Consider the following 19,313-nt stretch of genomic DNA (forward strand, 5'->3'; position numbering starts at 1 on the left):
TCCATGCACGGCAAGCCGGTTCTCCTCGTCATCGCCCACGGCAGCCGCGACCCGCGGCACGCCGCGACCGTGCACGCCCTGGTGGAGCGGGTACGGTCGCTGCGGCCGGGGCTGCGCGTGGAGACCGGCTTCCTGGACTTCAACGTCCCGTCGGTGCACGGGGTGCTGGAGTCGCTGGCGGCGGAGGGAGTGCGCGACGTCGTCGCCCTGCCGCTGCTGCTGACCCGCGCGTTCCACGCCAAGGCCGACATCCCGGCCGTGCTGCGGGAGGCGCCGGCGCGGCTGCGGGTCCGGCAGGCGGACGTGCTCGGCCCGTCCCCGCTGCTGCTGACGGCGCTGGAACGGCGCCTGTACGAGGCGGGGTTGACGCCCGCCGACAAGTCCTCGACCGGGGTCGTGCTGGCCTCGGCGGGGTCCACCGACCCGGAGGCGATCGCAGTGATCGCCGACATCGCGCGGGAGTGGTGGCACACCGGTTGGTGCGCCGTGCGGCCTGCGTTCGCCTCCGCGTCCCTTCCGCGCACACAGGACGCCGTACGGGAGCTGCGTGCCCTCGGCTGTGAGCGCGTCGCCGTCGCGCCGTACGTCCTGGCCCCCGGCTTCCTGCCGGACCGCATCGCGCGGGGAGCGGCCGGGGCGGATGTGCTGGCGGACGTGCTGGGCCCGGCACCGGAGGTCGCGCGGGTGCTGCTGGAACGCTACGACGCCGCCCGCCGGCCGGCCCTCGCGGCGCTCGGCGCCTGACGCCGGCCGTCCCGCCCGGGCAGGCTCGGACCGCTCACAGGCCGAGGGCGTACGTCAGCTGCTGGGTGAAGGTGAGACTGCCGGTGCCGGCCGCCGCCCTGATGGCGATGATCTCCAGTGCGGAGCGGATCCGGCCCCGGTTGGGCGGCAGACCGTCCTCGGCGGACAGCGCCAGCTCGCGCTGGATGACCTCGCCCTGGGGAATGAGCTCGGGGTACTCGGCGTGCAGCGTCTCGGTGAGCCGGTCGGCGACGTCCATCAGGGTCTCCAGATCCAGCGCGTTGTCGCCCATGCCGGCCCGGCCGTGGTTGCCGAAGCCGACCGGTCCGTTGACATTTCCGGAGTGGTACGTGCTCATGTGCTGTCCTCGCTTCTGGCCCTCAGGGCGCTTTGGGCCCTGAGCGGCCGTCGGGGTCGGGGGGATGGGCGGCTACGGTGCGGGCGGGGCGGGACCGCTGACGTTACCGATTCGGCGGTGCGTGTACGGATGGCCTGAACGGCGTCGCCATCGGCGGCCCCGCGTCGGCGCCGAGTGGGCTGATAATCGCCACCCATCCGGGTGACCGGTGTTCGTTGACCGGGCGCTGGTGCCACCGAGGAGGGTGAGCGGTGCGCCCGTGTGAAGGCCATGGCCTGCCGTCTCCCCCATCCGTCACTCTGCGGCCGTTCCGCGCGATCCAGCCTAGGAACAACCTGCGGGATTTTCGCGGAGTTCAGCGAGCCGGGCCATCCGGGGGCGGGTACGTGGTAACGGCCACCGCGGTCCGGCGCTCCCCTGTGTCGTCGGACCGCGGTGGCTCTTCGTTCTGCGCCGGTCATGTCCCGCGTGTCACAGATGCGGTGCGGCCCCCACGCCGGAGGGGCGTTTATCGGCCATCCGTCCTCCGGCTCAGTCGAAGCGGAGGCCACCGGTGCGGGTGCGCTTGAGTTCGAAGAGGTCGGAATGCCTGGCCAACACCCGGAAACTGTCGAATAGTTCGGCCGCCTCGGCGCCACGCGGAACGGCACGCAGCACCGGCCCGAACCACGCCGTGCCGTCGACATGGAGGGTGGGTGTGCCGACGTAGCCGCCCGACTCCGGCTCGGCCCAGGCCGCGTGGCTGCGGCGCACCGCGTCGTCGTACGCGGGGTCGTGGGCGGCGGCCGCCAGGTCGGCGGAAAGGCCCAGTTCGGCCAGCGCCTCGGTGACCACCAGGTCGAAGTCCTTGGTCCCGTTCTCATGGATCCGGCTGCCGAACGCGGTGTACAGGTCACGCAGCACCTTCTCGCCGTGCAGTTCCGCGGCGGCCACGGCAACCCGCACCGGGCCGATCGAGCGGTCCACCAGGTCCCGGTACCAGTCCGGGAGTTCATTGCCGATGTTGTGCAGGTACAGGCTCATCACATGGAACCGGAGGTCGAGCGGGCGCAGCCGCTCGACCTCCAGCAGCCAGCGGGAGGTGATCCAGGCGAAGGGGCAGGCGGGGTCGAAGGAGAAGTCGATCCGGGTCGGGGCGGTGCGGGTGCCGGTGTGGCTGAAGCCGTGCGTCATGGCGGCGACGCTAGTCCGCCGACGGCACAGAGTCCCGGCCCAATCTCCGCCCCTTTCCGTGGCCCATTGGTCATGCCTCGTCCGCTCGGTGGCCGGTTTCCGCGACCGCGATCTCCGTCTCGCGCAGGCGGTCGGGCTCCGCCACGACGTCGATCCGGGTGATCCGGCCGTCCGGCCCGAAGGTGAACGCCAGGACCAGTCGCGGGCGGCCGTGCGGCGCCATGACCAGGCCGATCCGGCCGTCCAGCAGGGCGGGCCCGGTGAACCGGGCGCGGGCCATGGCGGCCATCGCCCCGCGGGCGACGGGCCCGGCGCCCTGGACGGTGATCGGTTCGGGCGTGGGCACGACCAGCGCGCCGGCGTGCCGCACCACATCCGGGTCGAGCAGGGCGACCAGCGCCGTGAAGTCGCCGCCACGGGTCGCGGCCAGGAACGCGGCGACGGCCGCGCGGCGGCGCCCGGCGTCGGCGGCGGGTGCGGGCGGGCGGCCGTGGACCCGGCGCCGGGCGCGGGCGGCCAGTTGGCGGGTGGCGGCCGGGGTCTTCCCGATCAGCGGGGCGATCTCGTCGAAGGGCACCGTGAACATGTCGTGCAGTACGAAGGCGACTCGCTCGGCCGGGCGCAGCCCCTGCTGGCCGACGAGATCGGCGTCGCGCTGCTGGTCGTCCTCGAGGCCTCGCGTGCGGGGTCGCCGGCCTCGGGGGCCGCGGGCCCGGGCTCGTACGCGCTGCCGTGGGCGTCGATGAACTGCGGGAGTCGGCCCAGGTGCAGGACGCCGGTGAGCGGGGTGCCGGCGGCGGAGACGACGCCGGGCTCCACGAAGGTCGACGGCAGCCAGACGCAGACGCCGTACACGTGCCGGAAGCGGCGCAGTGCGAGCCGGCCGCTCTCGACACCGTTCTGCAGCCTTGCGGCAGCGCCCCTACCCGGTCGGCGAACTCGCCGCCGCCGTCGGCATGGAACAGTCCACCGACGGATCCGTCGGACCGACAGGAACGACAGCGCGAAAAACACCGCGCTGCGGGCCGTGAGCTCGCGGTTGGCTGCCCAGGCGGCGGCGAGGTCGTCGTCATGGTCCTGGAGCTTGAGTTCCAGGTCGACGACTTGCTGTTCGAGGGTAGTGATCCGGGCCTGGAGTCGTTCGGTGTCGTCGGGGCCGCCGATGCCGGATTCGCGCCAGACTTGCCGGAGCACGCGTCGCTCCGCGCGGCTGACCTCGCGCTGCTCGACGAGGTCGCCGCCGCCCGGGCCCCGGCGGACATCCGGCGGCCGGCCGCCCACTCGCGCCTGGTCCCGCCCCGCGAGATCCCCTCGCACACGGCCGGTTTCGGCCCGCGGACCGTCACGCTCCCGGAGCCGTCAGCTCGACCAGCTTGAGCACGGTGCTCCAGTTCCGGGTCGTGGCGATCAGCCCCTCGGTGATCCGGGGACGGGCGAGCACCTGGCCGAGCTTGGAGCGGCCGAGGCCGTCCGGGGCGTACAGGTACAGGCAGCGGTCGCCGAGCCGGAACTCCTCGGGGAGGTGGGCGACGGGGTCGATCCCGGCGAACCGGTCGGGGGCGACGGAGGCGGAGAAGTAGGTGATGTGCAGCTGCTTGGGTTCCAGGGCGGTGGCGGGGAAGGGGCAGGCCTCGGCGACCGCCTTCAGATAGGCGTGGTCGCGTACGAGCACGCCGACCGGGAAGCCGAAGCGCTCCTGGATCGCCCGGGTCAGCTCCGCCGCCAGGGACTCGGCGTCGCCGCGGGCGGTGCTGAAGACGGCCTGGCCGCTCTGCAGATGGGTGCGGACGCCCGTGTGGCCGAGACCCGTGAGGAGCGTGCGGAGTTCGGCCATGGGGAGCTTCCTGCTGCCGCCGACGTTGATTCCGCGCAGCAGCGCCGCATAGGTCGTCATCCGGCCACCATAGAGCGGCCGTCGTGCCCCGTGGGGGCGGGCACGACGGCCGGGACCGGCGTGCGCCGGGTTGCGCGAAACTCTGGCCGATCAGCCGGGTGTGGATCAACTCCTCCACGCGGCTGTGACTTGTTCAACAAGGTTTCGTCAGCACAAAGTGGATCTCTGTCGGCGGATCGGACACGGGCAGCGGGGAGCGGGGAGCCGGCCCGCGCATCCCTGAGCCCCGTCCCGGAGAACCACCGATAGATGTAAGGGGCCGGTGTCCTCCCCAACGATGACCCGGACGGGCCGTACTTCACCGGGCAGCACGACGAGACGTCCTCACCCGGCCCATACCGTCGAAGCGGAGCAAGCGCAGACGTGGCGGCAGGGGGCCGTCACCGCACACGAGGGGGAACACCCGTCATGGGGAACACAAAGGTGCGGGGGCTGGCCGCCCGCGCCGGCGGCTGGAGCGCCCGGCACCGCTGGGCGGCCGTCGGCATATGGGTGCTGTTCGTCGTCCTGGCGATGGGGCTCGGTTCGGCGGCGGGCCGGGTCGACGTGGACGAGAGCGACCAGCTCAAGGGCGAGACCCACACCGCGGCCCGGATCATCGAGGACGCGGGGATCGAGGAGCCGGCCGGCGAGACCGTCCTGATCCAGTCGAAGGACGGTGCCGTCAAGGCCACGAGCGGCGAGTTCCGGGCCGCCGTGGCCGATGTCGTCAAGGCCGTCGACGGCACCGGGAAGGTCGCCGACGTCACCTCGCCCTACGACACGCACACCATCTCCCGGGACGGGCGCAGCGCGTTGGTGCAGTTCGATCTCCGCGGTGATGCGGAGACGGCCGCCGACCGGATCGAGCCGGTGCTGAACGCCGTCGCCGGGGTGCAGAAGGACCACGGTGGCCTGCGGATCGAGGAGATCGGCGGCGCCAGCATGCAGAAGCAGTACCAGGACGCCTTCGGCAACGACTTCCAGAAGGCCGAGTACTCCGCCGTGCCGGTGGCCCTCGGCATCCTGCTGATCGCCTTCGGGGCGCTGGTGGCCGCGCTGCTTCCGGTGGCGCTGGCGATCACCGCGATCATGGCGACGATGGGCTTGATGGGCATCGTCAGCCATCTGCAGCCGATGAGCGACACCGCCAACTCCGTGATGCTGCTGGTCGGTATGGCCGTCGGTGTCGACTACTGCCTGTTCTATCTGCGCCGTGAGCGTGAGGAGCGGGCCGCCGGCCGGGACGCGGGCACCGCGCTCAGGATCGCCGCCGCCACCAGTGGCCGGGCGATCGTCGTCTCCGGCGTGACGGTGTGCGTGGCGATGGCGGGCATGCTGTTCACCGGGCTCGCGGAGTTCGAGGCGATGGGCCTGGCCTCGCTGATGGTGGTGGCGGTCGCCATGGTCGGTTCGGTGACGGTGCTGCCCGCCCTGCTGTCGCTGCTCGGCGAGCGGGTCGAGAAGGGCCGGCTTCCGTTCCTGCGGCGCCGGCGCCGGCAGCACGTCACCAACGACGGCAGCCGGTTCTGGACGGCCGTGCTGCGGGGCGTGCTGGCGAAGCCGCTGGTCTCCGTCGTCGTCGCGGCGGGCGCGCTGCTGGCCGTCGCCGCGCCCGCGCTAGGCATGAAGACCCAGCAGCTCACGCTGGACCAGGAGTTCGGCGACTCGCTGCCGATCGTGCAGACCTACAACCGCATCAACGACGCCTTCCCGGGCGGCAGCGAACCGGCCCAGGTCGTCGTCGAGGCCAAGGACATCAACGCCCCCGAAGTACGCCGGGCGCTGGCCGACTTCAGGCGGGAGGCGATCGCCTCGGGTGCCTCACGCGGCCCGGTCGACATCAAGCTGCACGACGCGCAGAACGTGGCCCTGGTGTCCGTGCCGCTGGTCGGCGGCTCCGACATGGACAAGGCGACGAAGAGCCTCGAGAAGCTGCGCGACGAGGTACGGCCCGCCACACTCGGCAAGATCGACGGTGTGCGGGCGCCGGTCACCGGCCAGGTCGCCGGCAACCACGACTTCAACGACCAGCTGATGGGCTCGGTCGTCCCGGTCTTCGCTTTCGTGGTCGTCTTCGCCTTCCTGCTGATGCTGCTGTCGTTCCGCTCGCTGACCATCGCGATCACGTCGATCGTGCTCAACCTGCTGTCGGTGGCCGCCGCGTACGGCATCCTCGTCGCCGTCTTCCAGCACGGCTGGGGTGCCTCGCTGGTGGGCGCGGAGGGGGTCGGCGCGATCGTGACCTGGCTGCCGCTGTTCCTGTTCGTGATCCTGTTCGGACTGTCCATGGACTACCACGTGTTCGTGGTCTCCCGGATCCGCGAGGCCCGTTTGCGCGGCCGTGACACCAAGGACGCGATCCGGCACGGTGTGGTCACCACGGCCGGGGTCGTCACCAGCGCCGCGGTCATCATGGTCGCCGTGTTCGCGATCTTCGGCACGCTGTCCATGCAGTCCATGAAGCAGATGGGCGTGGGTCTGGCGGCGGCCGTCCTCATCGACGCGACGGTCATCCGCGGGGTGCTGCTGCCGGCGGTGATGGCGCTGCTCGGCGAGCGCAACTGGTACCTGCCCCGGTGGCTGCACCGGCTGCCGGACCTCACCCACGACGAGGCGCCCGAGGTGATCGCGCGGCCCGTGCGCGAGGAGGAGCGGCTGACGGTCTGATTCCGCCCGTCGACACAGGGCCCGACGGTTCTCCCGGGAACCGGCGGGCCCTGCCCCGTCCTTCCTACCTCCGGCGGCTTCCGGGCAGTTCGGCCTCGATGAGGTCCGCCGCCCGCCGGGTGCCGCCCTCCTGGGCCATCTCCGCCTGGACGTCCTTCAGACGGCGGGTGACCTCCGGGGCGTCCACCAGGGCGAGGGCTGCCTCGCGGAGGCGATCGGCGGTGGCCTCCTCGGTGCGCAGCTGCCGGGCGACGCCGAGCGCCTGGAGCATGTCCGCGTTGCCGAACTGGTCGGCGGCCTGCGGGACGGCGATCATCGGTGTGGCGGTGGCCAGCCCCTCCTGGCTGCCACCGGCGCCCGCGTGCGTGACGAACAGGTCGGCCTGCCGCAGGATCGCCAACTGCGGGACCCAGTCGCGCACCTCGACGTTGTCCGGTACGGGCCCCAGCTCGGCGGGTTCCACATGCCTGCCGACCTGGAGGACCAGGTGCCAGCCCGGCAGGTCTCCGAAGGCGCGCACGCACTCGCGGTAGAAGCCGGGCTGCTTGGTGAAGGCCGAGCCGAGGGAGACCAGGACGACCTTCTCGGCACCGGTGGGCCGCTGCCAGCCGCCCTGCTCGGCCCGGTCGCCCTGGCAGGCGCCGACGAAGGTGTGGACCCGCTCGTCGACCCGGTCGGCGTGCGGCTGGAGAGCCTTGGGGATGAGCACCAGCGAGCGTGCCGGGCGGCCGACGAACGGGTCGGGTTGCTCGGTGATCCCGTTCTCCGCCAGCCATGCCTCGAACCGGGCGTAGTAGGCCTGCCCGCGCGCGGTCCTTCTCGGCTCGGCCCACATCGGTTCGGCGACCTCTTCCTCGTAGCCCTCCCAGGCGACGAGGTTCGGGGACAGGGAGATCGCCGGGACGCCCCAGCGGTGGGCGAGGACGCGGGCCGGGTAGGAGGTGATGTCGTGCAGGACGAGGTCGGGCTCGTCGCCGGCGTAGGCCTCGACGAGCTGCGGGAGCGCCTGGATCGCGTCGTCCAGGAACGGCTCCACGTTGTCGAGCAGGGTGGTCCCCCAGGCCTCGGGATCGGCGTCGGGACCGGGCAGCGTGGAGGTGTAGGGCACCGGCCGGGCCCCGGTGGCGGCCACCTTGCCGGCGAACGCGGGCGGGATGGCGTAGGTGACCCGGTGCCCCCGGGTGACGAGTTCACGGATCACCTCCAGGCTGGGGTTCACATGGCCGTGGGTGGCGATGGAGAACATGGCGATGTGGGCGGGCGCGGTCTCGGGTGCGGTCATACCGACCACGCTAAGCGAGACGCAACGTCTCGTCTAATTGTTTTCCGGGTGGGCGACGCGGCCACGACGCCGACCGCTCAGGAGTGGGCGGCTGCTTGGGTCGCTCAGCGCTGGTAGCGGGCCAGCACCAGGTTGCCGTCCCGCTCCAGGCGGCCGCGCAGCTCGGCGAGGCCGATCGCACCGCTGTAGTACTCCTGGTAGGCCGGGGTGGCCACCTTGTCCTTCCATTCCGGATAGCCGCGGACGGACTGCGCGGGCGCCGGGCGGAGCCGGGCCGCGAGGGCGGTGCCGGTGGCCCAGCCGTTCTCCTCGGTGTGCAGGGCGGGGTTCTTCAGCGCCTGGGTGCCGGTGGGCAGCATCCAGTCGCCGAGCGCGAGGCGGACCATGTTCTTCGGTCGCAGCAGGAAGTCGATGAACGCGGCCGCCTCTTTCTTGTGCGGGCAGTCGGCGGAGACGGACAGGGTCTGCGGGCTGACCCCCTGGGCGAGCCCGTCGGCACCCGCCGGGGCGGGCAGCACCTTCCAGCGGAAGCCCTTGGGGGCCTGCTGCGCGATCTGCTGGCGGTAGGAGAAGCCCAGCGGGACCATCGCGTACCGGCCGCCGAAGAAGCCGGGCAACGTGTCCGAGCCGCCGCTGCCGAGCGTCGAGGCGGGGGCGCTGTGGTCGATGGCGACCTGGTCGTGGATGGTGCGGGGCACGACCGCGTCACCGGTGGTGAAGCGCACGGCGACCTTGCCGTCCGCGCCCCGGTGGAAGAGCCGGCCGCCCGCTGACAGGGACAGGTTGAGCGTGGCGGAGACGGGCTCCTTGAGCGGCCAGGCCACCCCGTACCGGCCGGGCCCGCTGAGCTTCTTGGCGACCTGCCGGAACTCCACCCAGCTCCAGGGGTGGTCGGGCGTCGGTATGCGCACCTTCGCCGCCCGCAGCCTGGTGGCGTCGGCGATCAGCACCCGGGGTTCCTGGAGGAACGGCACGCCGTAGATGCCGTGCCCGAAGGTGGCCGTCTGCCAGCTGCTCCGCGGGATGTCGGACCTGAGCCGGGCGGGCAGCAGGCCGGTCAGGTCGGCGAGGTAGCCGCCGTAGGCGAAGTCTGCGAGGTCGTCGGCGGCATCGTGGACGACGTCCGGGGCCTCACCGCCCTCGAAGGAGGTGAGCAGCTGGTCGTGCACGCTGTCCCAACTGCCCTGGACGTACTCGACCTTGATGTCGGGGTGGGTCGCGTTCCACTCCTTCACCAGGTCCTTGTTGGCGATGACGGACTCCTGCTGCCAGGCCAGGGACTGGAAGCGCAGGGTGATCGGGCCGCCGCGGTGACCTGGTGACGAGCAGCCCGCGAGGAGCAGCAGAAGCACCACGAGTGCCTTGGTGAGGGTCCGCATCAGCTCTTCACCGCCCCGGTGAGCAGTCCGCTCGTGATCCGCCGCTGGACGAGGGCGAAGACGGCCACGGAGGGCAGCGTGGCCAGGAAAGCGGCCGCGGCCAGCGGACCGAGGTCGGCCACGCCTTCCGCACCGATGAAATGGGTGAGGACGACGGGGAGGGTCTGTTTCCCGGGAGACTTGAGCAGCACCAGTGCGAAGAAGAACTCGTTCCACGCGGTGACGAACGCGAACAGCGCCGTCGCCGCGATCCCCGGCGCGAGCAGCGGCGCCGTCACCGACACGAGGGTCCGCACGCGCCCGGCCCCGTCGACGGCCGCCGCCTCCTCCAGCTCGGCGGGCACCGCCCGGACGTGACCGGCCAGCATCCACAGCGCGAACGGCAGCGCCCACACCACGTACACCAGTACCAGTCCGATCAGGGAGTCGATCAGCCGCAGGTTCTTCAGCACCAGGAACAGCGGGATGATCACCAGCACGAAGGGGAACGCCTGGCTGACCACCACCCACCCCGTGGCGGCCCGGGCCGGCAGGGTGCGATGGCGGGCCATGACATACGCCATCGGCGTCGCGACGGCTACGGCGACCGCGGCGGTGCACAGCGCCACGAGCAGGGAGTTGAGGGCGGCGTGGGCCAGCGGCTGCTCGGCGAAGGCCTGCCGGACGTTGGCCAGGGTGGGGTGGCGCGGGATCCAGGTCGGATGCAGACTGCCCAGCTCGCGCGGCGACTTGAGCGCGGTGGACAGCAGCCACAGCAGCGGGAAGGCCAGGAAGAGCAGATAGCCGAGCAGGGCGGCGTACTGGCCGGCGCGTGCCGCGCGGCGGGTCCTCATGCCTCGTCACCGCCGCGCAGCCGGCCGGCCAGGAACACCGCGAGCAGGATCGAGACCACCGCGACCAGCACGCAGCCCATCGCGGCGGCGTAACCGAACTGGCCGTAGCGGAACGCCTCTTCGTAGGCGAAGAGCATCGGCAGCCGGGTCTTTCCGCCGGGTCCGCCGCTGGTGAGCACGTAGACCAGGGCGAAGGAGTTGAGGTTCCAGATCAGGTTGAGCGCGGTGATGGCGAGGGCCACCGGTCTGAGCGCGGGCCAGGTGACCGTGCGGAAGCGGCGCCAGGCGCCCGCGCCGTCCACCGCGGCGGCCTCGTGCAGTTCGCGCGGGACGTTCTGCAGTCCGGCGAGCAGGGCGACCGTGGTCTGCGGCAGGCCCGCCCAGACGCCGACGACGATCACGGCGGGCAGCGCGGTGGCCAGGCCGCTCAGCCAGTCCCGGCCGTCCCCGAGGCCGAGGTCGCGCAGCGTCTCGTTGAGGACGCCCGCGTCCGGGTTGTAGACCAGCCGCCACATGATGCCGACGACGACCTCGGGCATCGCCCAGGGCACGATCGCCAGGGCGCGGGCCATCCCCCGCAGGCGTAAGTCCTGGTGCAGGAGGAGTGCCAGGCCGAGCGCCAGCAGGAACTGGGGCACGGTGACGCCGACCGCCCAGACCAGTCCGATCCGGAACGACTCCCAGAAGAGGGTGTCGTGCAGCAGGTCCCGGAAGTTGAGGGCGCCGATCCACCGGGTCGGGGCCGTCCGGCCGGCCTGGGCGTCGGTGAAGGCGAGGAGGATGCCGTAGAGCAGCGGGCCGACGCTGAGCACGAGGATCGGGATGAGGGCGGGCAGGACCAGGAACCAGGCGCCGAGCTCGGCGCGGCGACGACCCGCCGGGCGCCGCGCTGGGGCCGGTGGTGTCCGCGCTTCGGCCACTGCTGTCACGGAATCAGCCCCTTTGCCTGCTCCGGTTGGCGTGTTCATGGTCGTGAAGGCCCTCTACCTCGTCAAGGGGCCGCGCACACCGGCCGACCTGTGCGAATGGGAGACTGACCGGGAACGGCCCGCCTCCGCGCCCTCGCGGGTGGGCGCACGGACGGCACGGAAAGACGGCACGGAGGCGCGACGATGGACGAGGCACGGGCGCGGGACGTACTGACCGCGGCGGCGGTGCTGCCGGGCCCGGCCGGGGACGCGCGGCTCCTCGCCCTGGGAGAGAACGCGGTGTTCGCCGCCGGGGACCTGGTGGTGAAGGTGGGCCGGGACGCCGAGCTGCTGGCGCGGGCCCGGCGCGAGCTGGACATCGCCGGCTGGCTGGCCGAGGCGGGCGTACCGGCGGTGCGGGCGGCGGAGCCGGAGCCGCGGCTGGTGCGGGGGCACCCGGTGACCGTGTGGCACCGGCTGCCCGATCCGGTACGGCCGGCCGAGCCCCGGGATCTGGCGCGGTTGCTGCGGATCGTGCACACACTGCCCTCTCCTCCCTTCGCGTTGCCGCCCCGTGAGCTGCTGGGCGGTGTGGAGCGCTGGCTGCGGCTCGCGGGCGACGCGGTCGACCCGGCGGACGCGGCCTATCTGCGGGAGCGCCGGGACGGCTTCGCGGCGGCCGCGGCCGCGCTTACACCGCGTCTGACGCCGGGGCCGATCCACGGCGACGCGCTGCCCCGCAATGTGCACATCGGGCCGGACGGGCCGGTTCTGGTCGACCTGGAGACCTTCTCCGCCGACCTGCGCGAGCACGACCTGGTGGTCATGGCGCTCTCCCGCGACCGGTACGGGCTGCCGGCCGAGGCGTACGACTCCTTCACCGGGGCGTACGGGTGGGATGTGCGGGAGTGGGAGGGCTGTTCGGTGCTGCGGGGCGCCCGGGAGACGGCCAGCTGTGCGTGGGTGGCTCAGCACGCGCCGTCCAACTCCAAGGCGCTGGCCGAGTTCCGGCGGCGGGTGGCGTCGCTGCGGGACGGGGACGAGACGGTGCGCTGGTATCCGTTCTGAGCCGCTACCGGCCCGCTCAGACCCGCTCGTCCACCGGCTCCCGCAGCGGCCAGACCCGGTCCACCACCGCGCCCGTGTCCCCCTTGCCGCGCAGGAACGCCTGGAAGTCCGCCGCCCAGGCCGCGTACCACTCGATTTGGCGGTGGTGGAGTTCCGCGGCGCCCAGGGCGGCGATCTTCGGGTGGCGGTCGGCTATCGCCGAGGCCAGGCGGGCCGCGGCGAGGGCGTCCGCCGAGGCGTTGTGGGCCGCGTCGAGGACTATGCCGTACTCGGCGCAGACCGCTTCCAGGTTCCGCTTGCCGCGGCGGTAACGGTCGACCCAGCGGTCGATGGTGTACGGGTCGATGACCGGGGCGGGACGGGCGCCGCCCAGCCGGTCGGACAGGGACGGCAGGCCGTACCGCCGTAGTTCCGCGGAGAGCAGGGTGAGGTCGAAGGCCGCGTTGTAGGCGACGACCGGGACGCCCGTCTTCCAGTAGGAGACCAGGACGTCGGCGATGGCGTCGGCGACCTGGTCGGCGGGCCGGCCCTCGGCCGCCGCGCGTTCGTTGCTGATGCCGTGCACCGCGACCGCGTCGGCCGGGATCTCCACGCCCGGATCGGCCAGCCATTCCCGGCGTCCCATGGGCTCACCGGCCCTGACCTCGATCACCGCGCCCGTGACGATGCGCGCCTCGCACGGATCGGTCCCGGTCGTCTCCAGGTCGAAGCCGATCAGCAGCTCCCGGTGCCAGCCCATGGGCGGCCCCCCTTCTTGGTGGTGCTTTCCCCCAGTGGCCTCCACCATCGCACGCGGCACTGACAATCCGGTGTCCGCGTTCCGCTTGCCCGCAGGGACAGTTCAGGACACGGGGCGCGAATCCACCCAGGCCAGCTCGAATTCCTCGCGGTATGTCGGGAAGAGCCCGGCTTCACCCACGTCATCCGACTTGACCAGTCGGCTGCCGCCCCGCAGCACCAGCACCGGCGACTCCATCCCGCGCGCCCCGCGCAGATAGGACTGCACCACGGCGATGCCGTCGGCGCCGTCGCCGTCGACCAGGTAGGCGGTGAAGCGGGGCGTCTCGTCGTACACCTGGATCTCGAAGGCGCCCGGATCGCGCAGCCGGGACCGCACCCGGCGCATGTGCAGGATGTTCATCTCGACGGACCGGCTGAGTTCGCCCCGTCTCATGCCGAGTTCGCGCTCGCGGCGCTTGACCGAGCTGGATGCCGGGTTGAGGAAGAGCAGCCGCACCCGGCAGCCGGATTCGGCGAGCCGGACCAGCCGGCGTCCGGAGAAGTTCTGCACCAGCAGGTTGAGGCCGATGCCGATGGCGTCGAGGCGCCGGGCGCCGTCGAAGATGTCCTCGGCCGGGAACTGGCGCATGAGCCGCACCCGGTCGGGGTGGACGGCGACGACATCGGCGTACCGGTCGCCGACCAGGTCCTCGACCGCGTCGACGGGCAGCCGGCGCGCCGAGGGCACGTCACCACCCGCGCCGAGCGTCTCCAGCAGCCGCGCCGAGGCCCGCTCGGCCTGGCTCAGCACCGCCTCGGACAGGGCGCGGTTGCGGGAGACGACGTTACGGGTGACCTCCAGCTCGTCCAGCGCGAGTTCGAGGTCCCGGCGGTCGTCGAAGTACGGCTCGAAGCAGGGCCAGTGCTGCACCATCAGCTCGCGCAGCTGGGGCAGCGTGAGGAAGCTGAGCACGTTGTCGTCCGCCGGGTCGAGCAGATAGCCCTTGCGGCGGCTGACCTCCCGGACGGCGACCGCGCGCTGCACCCACTCCTGCCCGGCCGGGCCGGCCGCGGCCACCACCCATTCGTCGCCGTGCACGGGTTCGTAGATGGGCCGCAGCACCGCGGCCACGACCGCGCGCAGCCGCTGCTCGACGAGGTTCAGCCAGATGTAGGCCCGGCCGGCCCGCTGGGCGCGGGTGCGCACCTCGAGCCAGGCGTCGGCGTCCCAGTCCAGCTCCGGCCCGATGGACCCCGCGTCCATCGGGCGGGCCAGGGACACCGCGCCGGGCGGGACGTCTGTGGAGTTTCCCTCGTGACCATCGTCACCAGGGGGCAGCTCCAGCCCTCCCGAGCCCACCCGTGCACCGCCTTCCGCTCCCCCGGGCCTTTCCCGTCTCAACGATCAAGGAAGGGTACTCCGCGAGCGGTCGGCGGTGCAGCCGGATGGACAGGTCGGTTTCCCGACTGCTTTGCTCAACTACGCCATTGCCAATGGCCGTTCTGCCACGCGAGGTCACGCGGAGTGAGCGGATTCATAGCCGTGACGTCCCGTGGGGCGATGGCGAAGCCCTGCCAGTGCACGGGCATGGGCTGCTGGTCCTCGTCCCGCGCGATGTGGTGGAAGCCGACGTTCATCCAGACCACCGGGTGGGTGAGGGCCTGGCCGTTGACCCACTTGTCCACGGACTTCGGGTAACCGCGGGCGCACTTCGGGTTGTTGCTGGCGAACAGCTCGCACTTGTTGTACTCGGTGACGTACATGTCGTGCTTGGTGAAGCTGCGGCCGAGGTACTTGGTGGTGGGTCCGGGGACGATCTCGTACGAGCGGGCGTGCCCGTCCTTGTTCTTGCCGGTCGCGCTGACCACCCGCCACCAGCGGTAGGTCTTGTAGTCGCCCGCGAGTTCCTTGGTGACCTTGGTGCGAGTGGTCTTGGTGGCCGGGCCCTCCTGCCGGCCGGTGGGCGGGCTGACGGCCGAGTCGTACTGCTCGATCTTCGACCTGGACGAGCCGTCGAGGCCGAAGTCGAGCCGCCAGAAGACGTTGTGGCTGTGGCTGGTGGAATAGTCCCTGGCTCCCTTGCCGATGGGCCAGCCGCGTCCGTCGTGGGCGTTGTAGTCGTCCCAGGACAGGCTGCCGGTCGCGCCGACGTTCATGCCGACGGTGCCGTCGTCCTGGAAGCGCCACTCGGTGATGTACTCGTACCAGCCGACCTGGTTGACCGTGTAGACGAGGAAGTCCTTGCCCTGGGCCTGGTAGAGCTTGTTCGAGTCGAAGGTGTCCTGCATGCGGTAGGCGTGGCCGCGCGAGCGGGTGGTGGTGCACAGGCCCTTGACGTTCGGGTGCGCCGGGTCAGGGGCGTCGGGGACCTTGACGGTCTTGATGGTGCCGCCGGGGCACTCGCCCGGCGCCAGGTTCATCAGCCCCTGGGCGAAGCCCTCACCCGTCAGGTCGTCGAACTCGTGTGTTCCGTCGTCGTAGGGGACGTGGATCTGTCCGAGTCTGGCGCTGTCGAGGACTCTGATCGGCTTGGGCTCGCCCTTGGGCTGGTAGGAGATCTTCTCCAGGACGAGCCCGGCCTTGGTGTCGTAGCGCCAGCACATGCGCCAGGTCGTACCGGTGGAGAGTTTCTGCTCGATCCGGTAGGCGGCGCTGCAGTCGGCGGCGGCCGCGGCGGCTCCGCCCGGCTGGGCGGCGGCCGGTCCCGCGGCGGTCGTCGCGCCTGCGGCCAGCGCGGCCAGGGCCAGTCCGGCGGCCGCTCCCTTGCGGGCACGGCTGATTCTGTACTCGGGCATGACGAGGTGGCTCCCTTGCAGGAGGTACAGGTGTGAAGTGCGGGTGGAGTCCGGTCAGCCGCGGTCGAGGGCCGCGACCTTGCCGGTGCTCAGGTCGATCACCAGGGACCGGGTGTCGATCCACGGCCCGTTCCTGACCTTGGTGAACAGCCGCACGCAGCGGTGCAGGCCGCACTGGTCGAGGACCGCCGGCCGGGCACCCGGCGCGGCCCGGTAGACGCCACCGCTCAGCAGCAGCTGGTCCGGGGAGGTCAGCTCCTTGCCGGTGGCGTCCTGGTAGTCCGCCTTCAGTCCCGCCCCCAGCGGGTCGGCGATGAGGATCCTGGCCGCCTCGGTGTTCTCGGCATGGCTCAGGGGCGGCTGGACGCCCCGCTGGGTACCGGTCTCCTCGACCTTCCCGGTGTCCAGGTTGACGGTCTTGGTGACGAGCGTGTCGTTCTTGTAGTCGTAGAAGGTCACATCGGCACGCCGGGGCGCGCCCGGGGCGTCCACCTCGTCGGCCTCGGGTTCGGCGAGGTCGACGCTCAGGCGCTGCGGCCCGCGGTCACCGTCGACGTCCTCGCCCGTGTTCAGCAGCTGCCGGTTCAGGGCGAGCTTCTCGACGCGCCGGATCTCGTCGTCGGTCAGCGGATCCCGGCCGGTGCCCTTCTTCCCCTCGGCGGGCGCCTGCTCGACGACACCGGGCGGGACCGTGTCCTGTCCCTGACCGGCCTGCCGCACGGCCTGCGTACCGCCGCCCTTCGTTCCTCCCGTTTCGTCCGCCCCCGCCGTGCCCGGCAGGGTGATGGCGACCATCGCGGCGGTCCCCACCGCCGCGACGGCCGCGCCGGCCATCACTTTTCCCAGATGGCGGTGCACTGTCTCGCGCACGTCTTCCCCCTACTCCCCGTGATCCCGGGAGTATGTGTGCCCCACTGGTTCGGCACACAGCGGGTACAAGAACCGCCGTGTGCACTGGTCGGTGGGTAAGAGGGACGTAAGTCAGGAGAGGTTCCGTCATTTTCGGGGGGACTCGGAAGTCAACGCGGCCCCAGGGGGGCGGCACACCTGGGAGAGTCGTATCCATGCAGGTCTGGCCTGGAGAGGCGTATCCACTCGGTGCCACGTACGACGGCGCCGGAACCAACTTCGCGGTCTTCACGGAGGCCGCGGACCGAGTAGAGCTGTGTCTGCTGCACGACGACGGCTCGGAGACGGCGGTGGAACTGCGCGAGAGCGACGCGTTCGTGCGGCACGCGTACCTGCCGGGCGTGATGCCGGGTCAGCGGTACGGGTTCCGGGTGCACGGCCCGTACGACCCGGGGCGCGGGCTGCGCTGCAACTCGGCGAAGCTGCTGCTCGACCCGTACGCGAAGGCGGTCAGCGGGGCCGTCCGGTGGGGCGAGGAGGTGTACGGCTACCACTTCGGCGCGCCCGACAGGCGCAACGACCTGGACTCGGCGCCGCACACCATGACCTCCGTGGTGATCAACCCGTACTTCGACTGGGGCGACGACCGGCCGCCGCGCACCGAGTACCACCACACGGTGATCTACGAGGCCCACGTCAAAGGCCTGACCATGCGGCACCCGGGCCTCCCGGAGGAGCTGCGCGGCACGTACGCGGCACTCGCCCACCCGTCGATCATCGAACACCTGACCAAGCTCGGGGTGACGGCCCTGGAGCTGATGCCCGTGCACCAGTTCGTGAACGACCACCGGCTGGTCGACATGGGCCTCAACAACTACTGGGGCTACAACACGATCGGGTTCTTCGCCCCGCACAACGCGTACGCCTCCTGGGGCGACCGCGGCCAGCAGGTCCTGGAGTTCAAGTCGGCGGTCCGGGCGCTGCACGAGGCCGGGATCGAGGTCATCCTGGACGTCGTCTACAACCACACGGCCGAGGGCAACCATCTGGGCCCGACGCTGTCCTTCAAGGGCATCGACAACCCGTCGTACTACCGGCTGGCGGACGATCCGCGCTACTACATGGACACCACGGGCACCGGGAACTCGCTGCTCATGCGGTCCCCGCACGTGCTCCAGCTGATCATGGACTCGCTGCGGTACTGGGTCACCGAGATGCACGTCGACGGCTTCCGCTTCGACCTCGCGGCGACACTCGCCCGGCAGTTCCACGAGGTGGACCGGCTGTCGTCGTTCTTCGACCTGGTCCAGCAGGACCCGGTGGTCTCCCAGGTGAAGCTGATCGCCGAGCCGTGGGACGTGGGTGAGGGCGGCTACCAGGTGGGCAACTTCCCGCCGCTGTGGACCGAGTGGAACGGCAAGTACCGCGACACCGTGCGGGACCTGTGGCGGGGTGAGCCCCGGGCGCTCGCGGAGTTCGCCTCCCGGCTGACCGGCTCCTCGGACCTCTACCAGGACGACGGCCGCCGACCGCTCGCCTCCATCAACTTCGTCACCTGCCACGACGGGTTCACGCTGCACGACCTCGTCTCGTACAACGACAAGCACAACACGGCCAACGGCGAGGACAACCGGGACGGGGAGAGCCACAACCGGTCCTGGAACTGCGGCTCCGAGGGCGCGACGGACGATCCGGAGGTGCTGCGGCTGCGCGCCCGCCAGATGCGCAACTTCATCGCCACGCTGATGCTCTCCCAGGGCGTGCCGATGATCAGCCACGGCGACGAGTTCGCCCGTACCCAGAGCGGCAACAACAACGCCTACTGCCAGGACAACGAGCTGTCCTGGGTGCAGTGGCCCGAGGACGACAGGGACCTGCTGGAGTTCACGCGCGCGATGGTGTGGCTGCGCCGGGACCATCCGGTCCTGCGCCGGCGCCGTTTCTTCCACGGCCGTCCGGTGGAGGGCACCCACGGCGAGTTGTCCGACGTCGCCTGGTTCACCCCCGAGGGCAGCGAGATGACGCAGCAGGACTGGGATTCGGCGCAGGCGTCCGCGCTGACGGTGTTCCTCAACGGCAACGCCATCTCCGAGCCGGGCCCGCGCGGGGAGCGGATCACCGACGACTCGTTCCTGCTGATGTTCAACGCCTCCCCGGAGCCCTTGGACTTCCTGGTACCGGTCGACCACGGCCGGCAGTGGCAGGTCGTGGTCGACACGGCCCGCCCGGAAGGCGTCCCGCCCGGAACCGGGGCGAAGGTCGGCGCGGGCGACCGGCTCACCCTGCCGGACCGCAGCCTGACGGTGCTGCAGCGGCCCGCGTGAGGAGGCGATCGGGGCGAACGGGCGGGATCGTCGGGGCGCGGGCGAGGTGACCGGCGCGGACGGGCGAGATGCGTGACCGGCGGGCCGCCGTGGCCGTGCCGTGGCGGGAACACCTGGACGCGGCCTTCCCGGCGGGATTGCGGGGGCGCGGAACCGGAGGGCGTCGATCTGGTGCTGCTGGACGCGGACCTCGCCGGGTGCCTGTCCGTCTGGCGCGGCAACGGCGGCCGGCTCGACGCCGAACGGCACCGGATCGTGCTCGCCTGCGCCGCTGACCTGGACCGGGTCCTGCCGGGTATCGGCGATGAGCAGGAACGGCACTGTCGGCTGCGCCTG

General features: G+C 71.7%; 16 protein-coding genes and 1 pseudogene. 4 read left to right on the forward strand and 13 right to left on the reverse strand.

Annotation, left to right across the window (positions count from 1 at the left end):
• Window positions 1-3: 3 nt before the first annotated feature.
• Entirely contained in the window at window positions 4-744 is a 741-nt protein-coding gene (locus AC07C1_RS04280) for a sirohydrochlorin chelatase (RefSeq protein ID WP_478936806.1), read from the forward strand.
• A 34-nt stretch (window positions 745-778) separates the two neighbouring features.
• Here AC07C1_RS04280 and AC07C1_RS04285 read toward each other — a convergent pair whose 3' ends face one another.
• The 5 genes and pseudogenes from AC07C1_RS04285 to AC07C1_RS04305 all read right to left on the reverse strand — a co-directional run bounded on the left by AC07C1_RS04285 (window position 779) and on the right by AC07C1_RS04305 (window position 4,169).
• A complete protein-coding gene (locus AC07C1_RS04285) occupies window positions 779-1,102 on the reverse strand; it encodes a hypothetical protein (RefSeq protein ID WP_478936807.1) in 324 nt (107 codons plus the stop codon).
• Window positions 1,103-1,633: 531 nt separating this feature from the next.
• Window positions 1,634-2,275 carry a mycothiol-dependent nitroreductase Rv2466c family protein gene (locus tag AC07C1_RS04290; protein WP_478936808.1) on the reverse strand — a complete coding sequence of 214 codons (642 nt, stop codon included), beginning with the start codon at window positions 2,273-2,275 and terminating at the stop codon, window positions 1,634-1,636.
• A 70-nt stretch (window positions 2,276-2,345) separates the two neighbouring features.
• The gene (locus AC07C1_RS04295) at window positions 2,346-2,861 is read right to left on the reverse strand and encodes a sigma-70 family RNA polymerase sigma factor family protein (protein WP_478936809.1); all 516 of its coding nucleotides are present in this window, start codon (window positions 2,859-2,861) and stop codon (window positions 2,346-2,348) included.
• 152 nt (window positions 2,862-3,013) lie between these two features.
• A pseudogene (locus AC07C1_RS04300) lies at window positions 3,014-3,202 on the reverse strand (ketopantoate reductase family protein); the annotation flags it as partial.
• 415 nt (window positions 3,203-3,617) lie between these two features.
• Window positions 3,618-4,169, reverse strand: coding sequence for a DUF1697 domain-containing protein (locus tag AC07C1_RS04305; protein ID WP_478936810.1), 552 nt, complete (start codon window positions 4,167-4,169; stop codon window positions 3,618-3,620).
• Between the two features lie 408 nt (window positions 4,170-4,577).
• Between AC07C1_RS04305 and AC07C1_RS04310 the strand changes: the two genes are divergently transcribed.
• A complete protein-coding gene (locus AC07C1_RS04310) occupies window positions 4,578-6,818 on the forward strand; it encodes an MMPL family transporter (RefSeq protein ID WP_478936812.1) in 2,241 nt (746 codons plus the stop codon).
• A 64-nt stretch (window positions 6,819-6,882) separates the two neighbouring features.
• Here the strand turns inward: AC07C1_RS04310 and mgt are convergent, their stop codons facing one another.
• The 4 genes from mgt to AC07C1_RS04330 form a co-directional block, all read right to left on the reverse strand.
• Window positions 6,883-8,100 carry a macrolide-inactivating glycosyltransferase gene (gene mgt, locus AC07C1_RS04315; protein WP_478936814.1) on the reverse strand — a complete coding sequence of 406 codons (1,218 nt, stop codon included), beginning with the start codon at window positions 8,098-8,100 and terminating at the stop codon, window positions 6,883-6,885.
• 104 nt (window positions 8,101-8,204) lie between these two features.
• Window positions 8,205-9,479 carry an ABC transporter substrate-binding protein gene (locus AC07C1_RS04320; protein WP_478936815.1) on the reverse strand — a complete coding sequence of 425 codons (1,275 nt, stop codon included), beginning with the start codon at window positions 9,477-9,479 and terminating at the stop codon, window positions 8,205-8,207.
• Window positions 9,479-10,312, reverse strand: coding sequence for a carbohydrate ABC transporter permease (locus AC07C1_RS04325; protein ID WP_478936816.1), 834 nt, complete (start codon window positions 10,310-10,312; stop codon window positions 9,479-9,481). The genes AC07C1_RS04320 and AC07C1_RS04325 overlap by 1 nt, the downstream gene beginning before the upstream one ends.
• On the reverse strand, window positions 10,309-11,241 hold the full coding sequence (locus tag AC07C1_RS04330; RefSeq protein ID WP_478936817.1) for a carbohydrate ABC transporter permease: 933 nt from the start codon (window positions 11,239-11,241) through the stop codon (window positions 10,309-10,311). The genes AC07C1_RS04325 and AC07C1_RS04330 overlap by 4 nt, the downstream gene beginning before the upstream one ends.
• 183 nt (window positions 11,242-11,424) lie before the next feature.
• Here AC07C1_RS04330 and AC07C1_RS04335 point away from each other — a divergent pair, with 183 nt between their 5' ends.
• The gene (locus tag AC07C1_RS04335) at window positions 11,425-12,288 is read left to right on the forward strand and encodes a phosphotransferase enzyme family protein (RefSeq protein ID WP_478936819.1); all 864 of its coding nucleotides are present in this window, start codon (window positions 11,425-11,427) and stop codon (window positions 12,286-12,288) included.
• A 16-nt stretch (window positions 12,289-12,304) separates the two neighbouring features.
• Here the strand turns inward: AC07C1_RS04335 and AC07C1_RS04340 are convergent, their stop codons facing one another.
• From AC07C1_RS04340 to AC07C1_RS04355, 4 genes are all read right to left on the reverse strand, one after another.
• Entirely contained in the window at window positions 12,305-13,027 is a 723-nt protein-coding gene (locus AC07C1_RS04340; protein WP_478936821.1) for an exonuclease domain-containing protein, read from the reverse strand.
• Between the two features lie 102 nt (window positions 13,028-13,129).
• On the reverse strand, window positions 13,130-14,368 hold the full coding sequence (locus AC07C1_RS04345; protein WP_478936822.1) for an SAV2148 family HEPN domain-containing protein: 1,239 nt from the start codon (window positions 14,366-14,368) through the stop codon (window positions 13,130-13,132).
• Between the two features lie 116 nt (window positions 14,369-14,484).
• Window positions 14,485-15,804, reverse strand: coding sequence for a copper amine oxidase (locus tag AC07C1_RS04350; RefSeq protein WP_478936824.1), 1,320 nt, complete (start codon window positions 15,802-15,804; stop codon window positions 14,485-14,487).
• Window positions 15,805-15,858: 54 nt separating this feature from the next.
• Window positions 15,859-16,674 carry a Tat pathway signal sequence domain protein gene (locus AC07C1_RS04355; RefSeq protein ID WP_478936825.1) on the reverse strand — a complete coding sequence of 272 codons (816 nt, stop codon included), beginning with the start codon at window positions 16,672-16,674 and terminating at the stop codon, window positions 15,859-15,861.
• A gap of 194 nt (window positions 16,675-16,868) precedes the next feature.
• Here AC07C1_RS04355 and glgX point away from each other — a divergent pair, with 194 nt between their 5' ends.
• A complete protein-coding gene (glgX, locus tag AC07C1_RS04360) occupies window positions 16,869-18,977 on the forward strand; it encodes a glycogen debranching protein GlgX (protein WP_478936827.1) in 2,109 nt (702 codons plus the stop codon).
• Window positions 18,978-19,313: the final 336 nt, after the last annotated feature.

It is taken from the genome of Streptomyces sp. NPDC045022 (genome assembly GCF_056432605.1).

Bases quoted from the DNA above. Each gene is read 5' to 3' on its own strand.
- AC07C1_RS04280 (WP_478936806.1), top strand. From the start codon at position 4: ATGCACGGCAAGCCGGTTCTCCTCGTCATCGCCCACGGCAGCCGCGAC.
- AC07C1_RS04285 (WP_478936807.1), bottom strand. From the start codon at position 1,102: ATGAGCACGTACCACTCCGGAAATGTCAACGGACCGGTCGGCTTCGGC.
- AC07C1_RS04290 (WP_478936808.1), bottom strand. From the start codon at position 2,275: ATGACGCACGGCTTCAGCCACACCGGCACCCGCACCGCCCCGACCCGG.
- AC07C1_RS04295 (WP_478936809.1), bottom strand. From the start codon at position 2,861: ATGTTCACGGTGCCCTTCGACGAGATCGCCCCGCTGATCGGGAAGACC.
- AC07C1_RS04305 (WP_478936810.1), bottom strand. From the start codon at position 4,169: ATGACGACCTATGCGGCGCTGCTGCGCGGAATCAACGTCGGCGGCAGC.
- AC07C1_RS04310 (WP_478936812.1), top strand. From the start codon at position 4,578: ATGGGGAACACAAAGGTGCGGGGGCTGGCCGCCCGCGCCGGCGGCTGG.
- mgt (WP_478936814.1), bottom strand. From the start codon at position 8,100: ATGACCGCACCCGAGACCGCGCCCGCCCACATCGCCATGTTCTCCATC.
- AC07C1_RS04320 (WP_478936815.1), bottom strand. From the start codon at position 9,479: ATGCGGACCCTCACCAAGGCACTCGTGGTGCTTCTGCTGCTCCTCGCG.
- AC07C1_RS04325 (WP_478936816.1), bottom strand. From the start codon at position 10,312: ATGAGGACCCGCCGCGCGGCACGCGCCGGCCAGTACGCCGCCCTGCTC.
- AC07C1_RS04335 (WP_478936819.1), top strand. From the start codon at position 11,425: ATGGACGAGGCACGGGCGCGGGACGTACTGACCGCGGCGGCGGTGCTG.
- AC07C1_RS04340 (WP_478936821.1), bottom strand. From the start codon at position 13,027: ATGGGCTGGCACCGGGAGCTGCTGATCGGCTTCGACCTGGAGACGACC.
- AC07C1_RS04350 (WP_478936824.1), bottom strand. From the start codon at position 15,804: ATGCCCGAGTACAGAATCAGCCGTGCCCGCAAGGGAGCGGCCGCCGGA.
- glgX (WP_478936827.1), top strand. From the start codon at position 16,869: ATGCAGGTCTGGCCTGGAGAGGCGTATCCACTCGGTGCCACGTACGAC.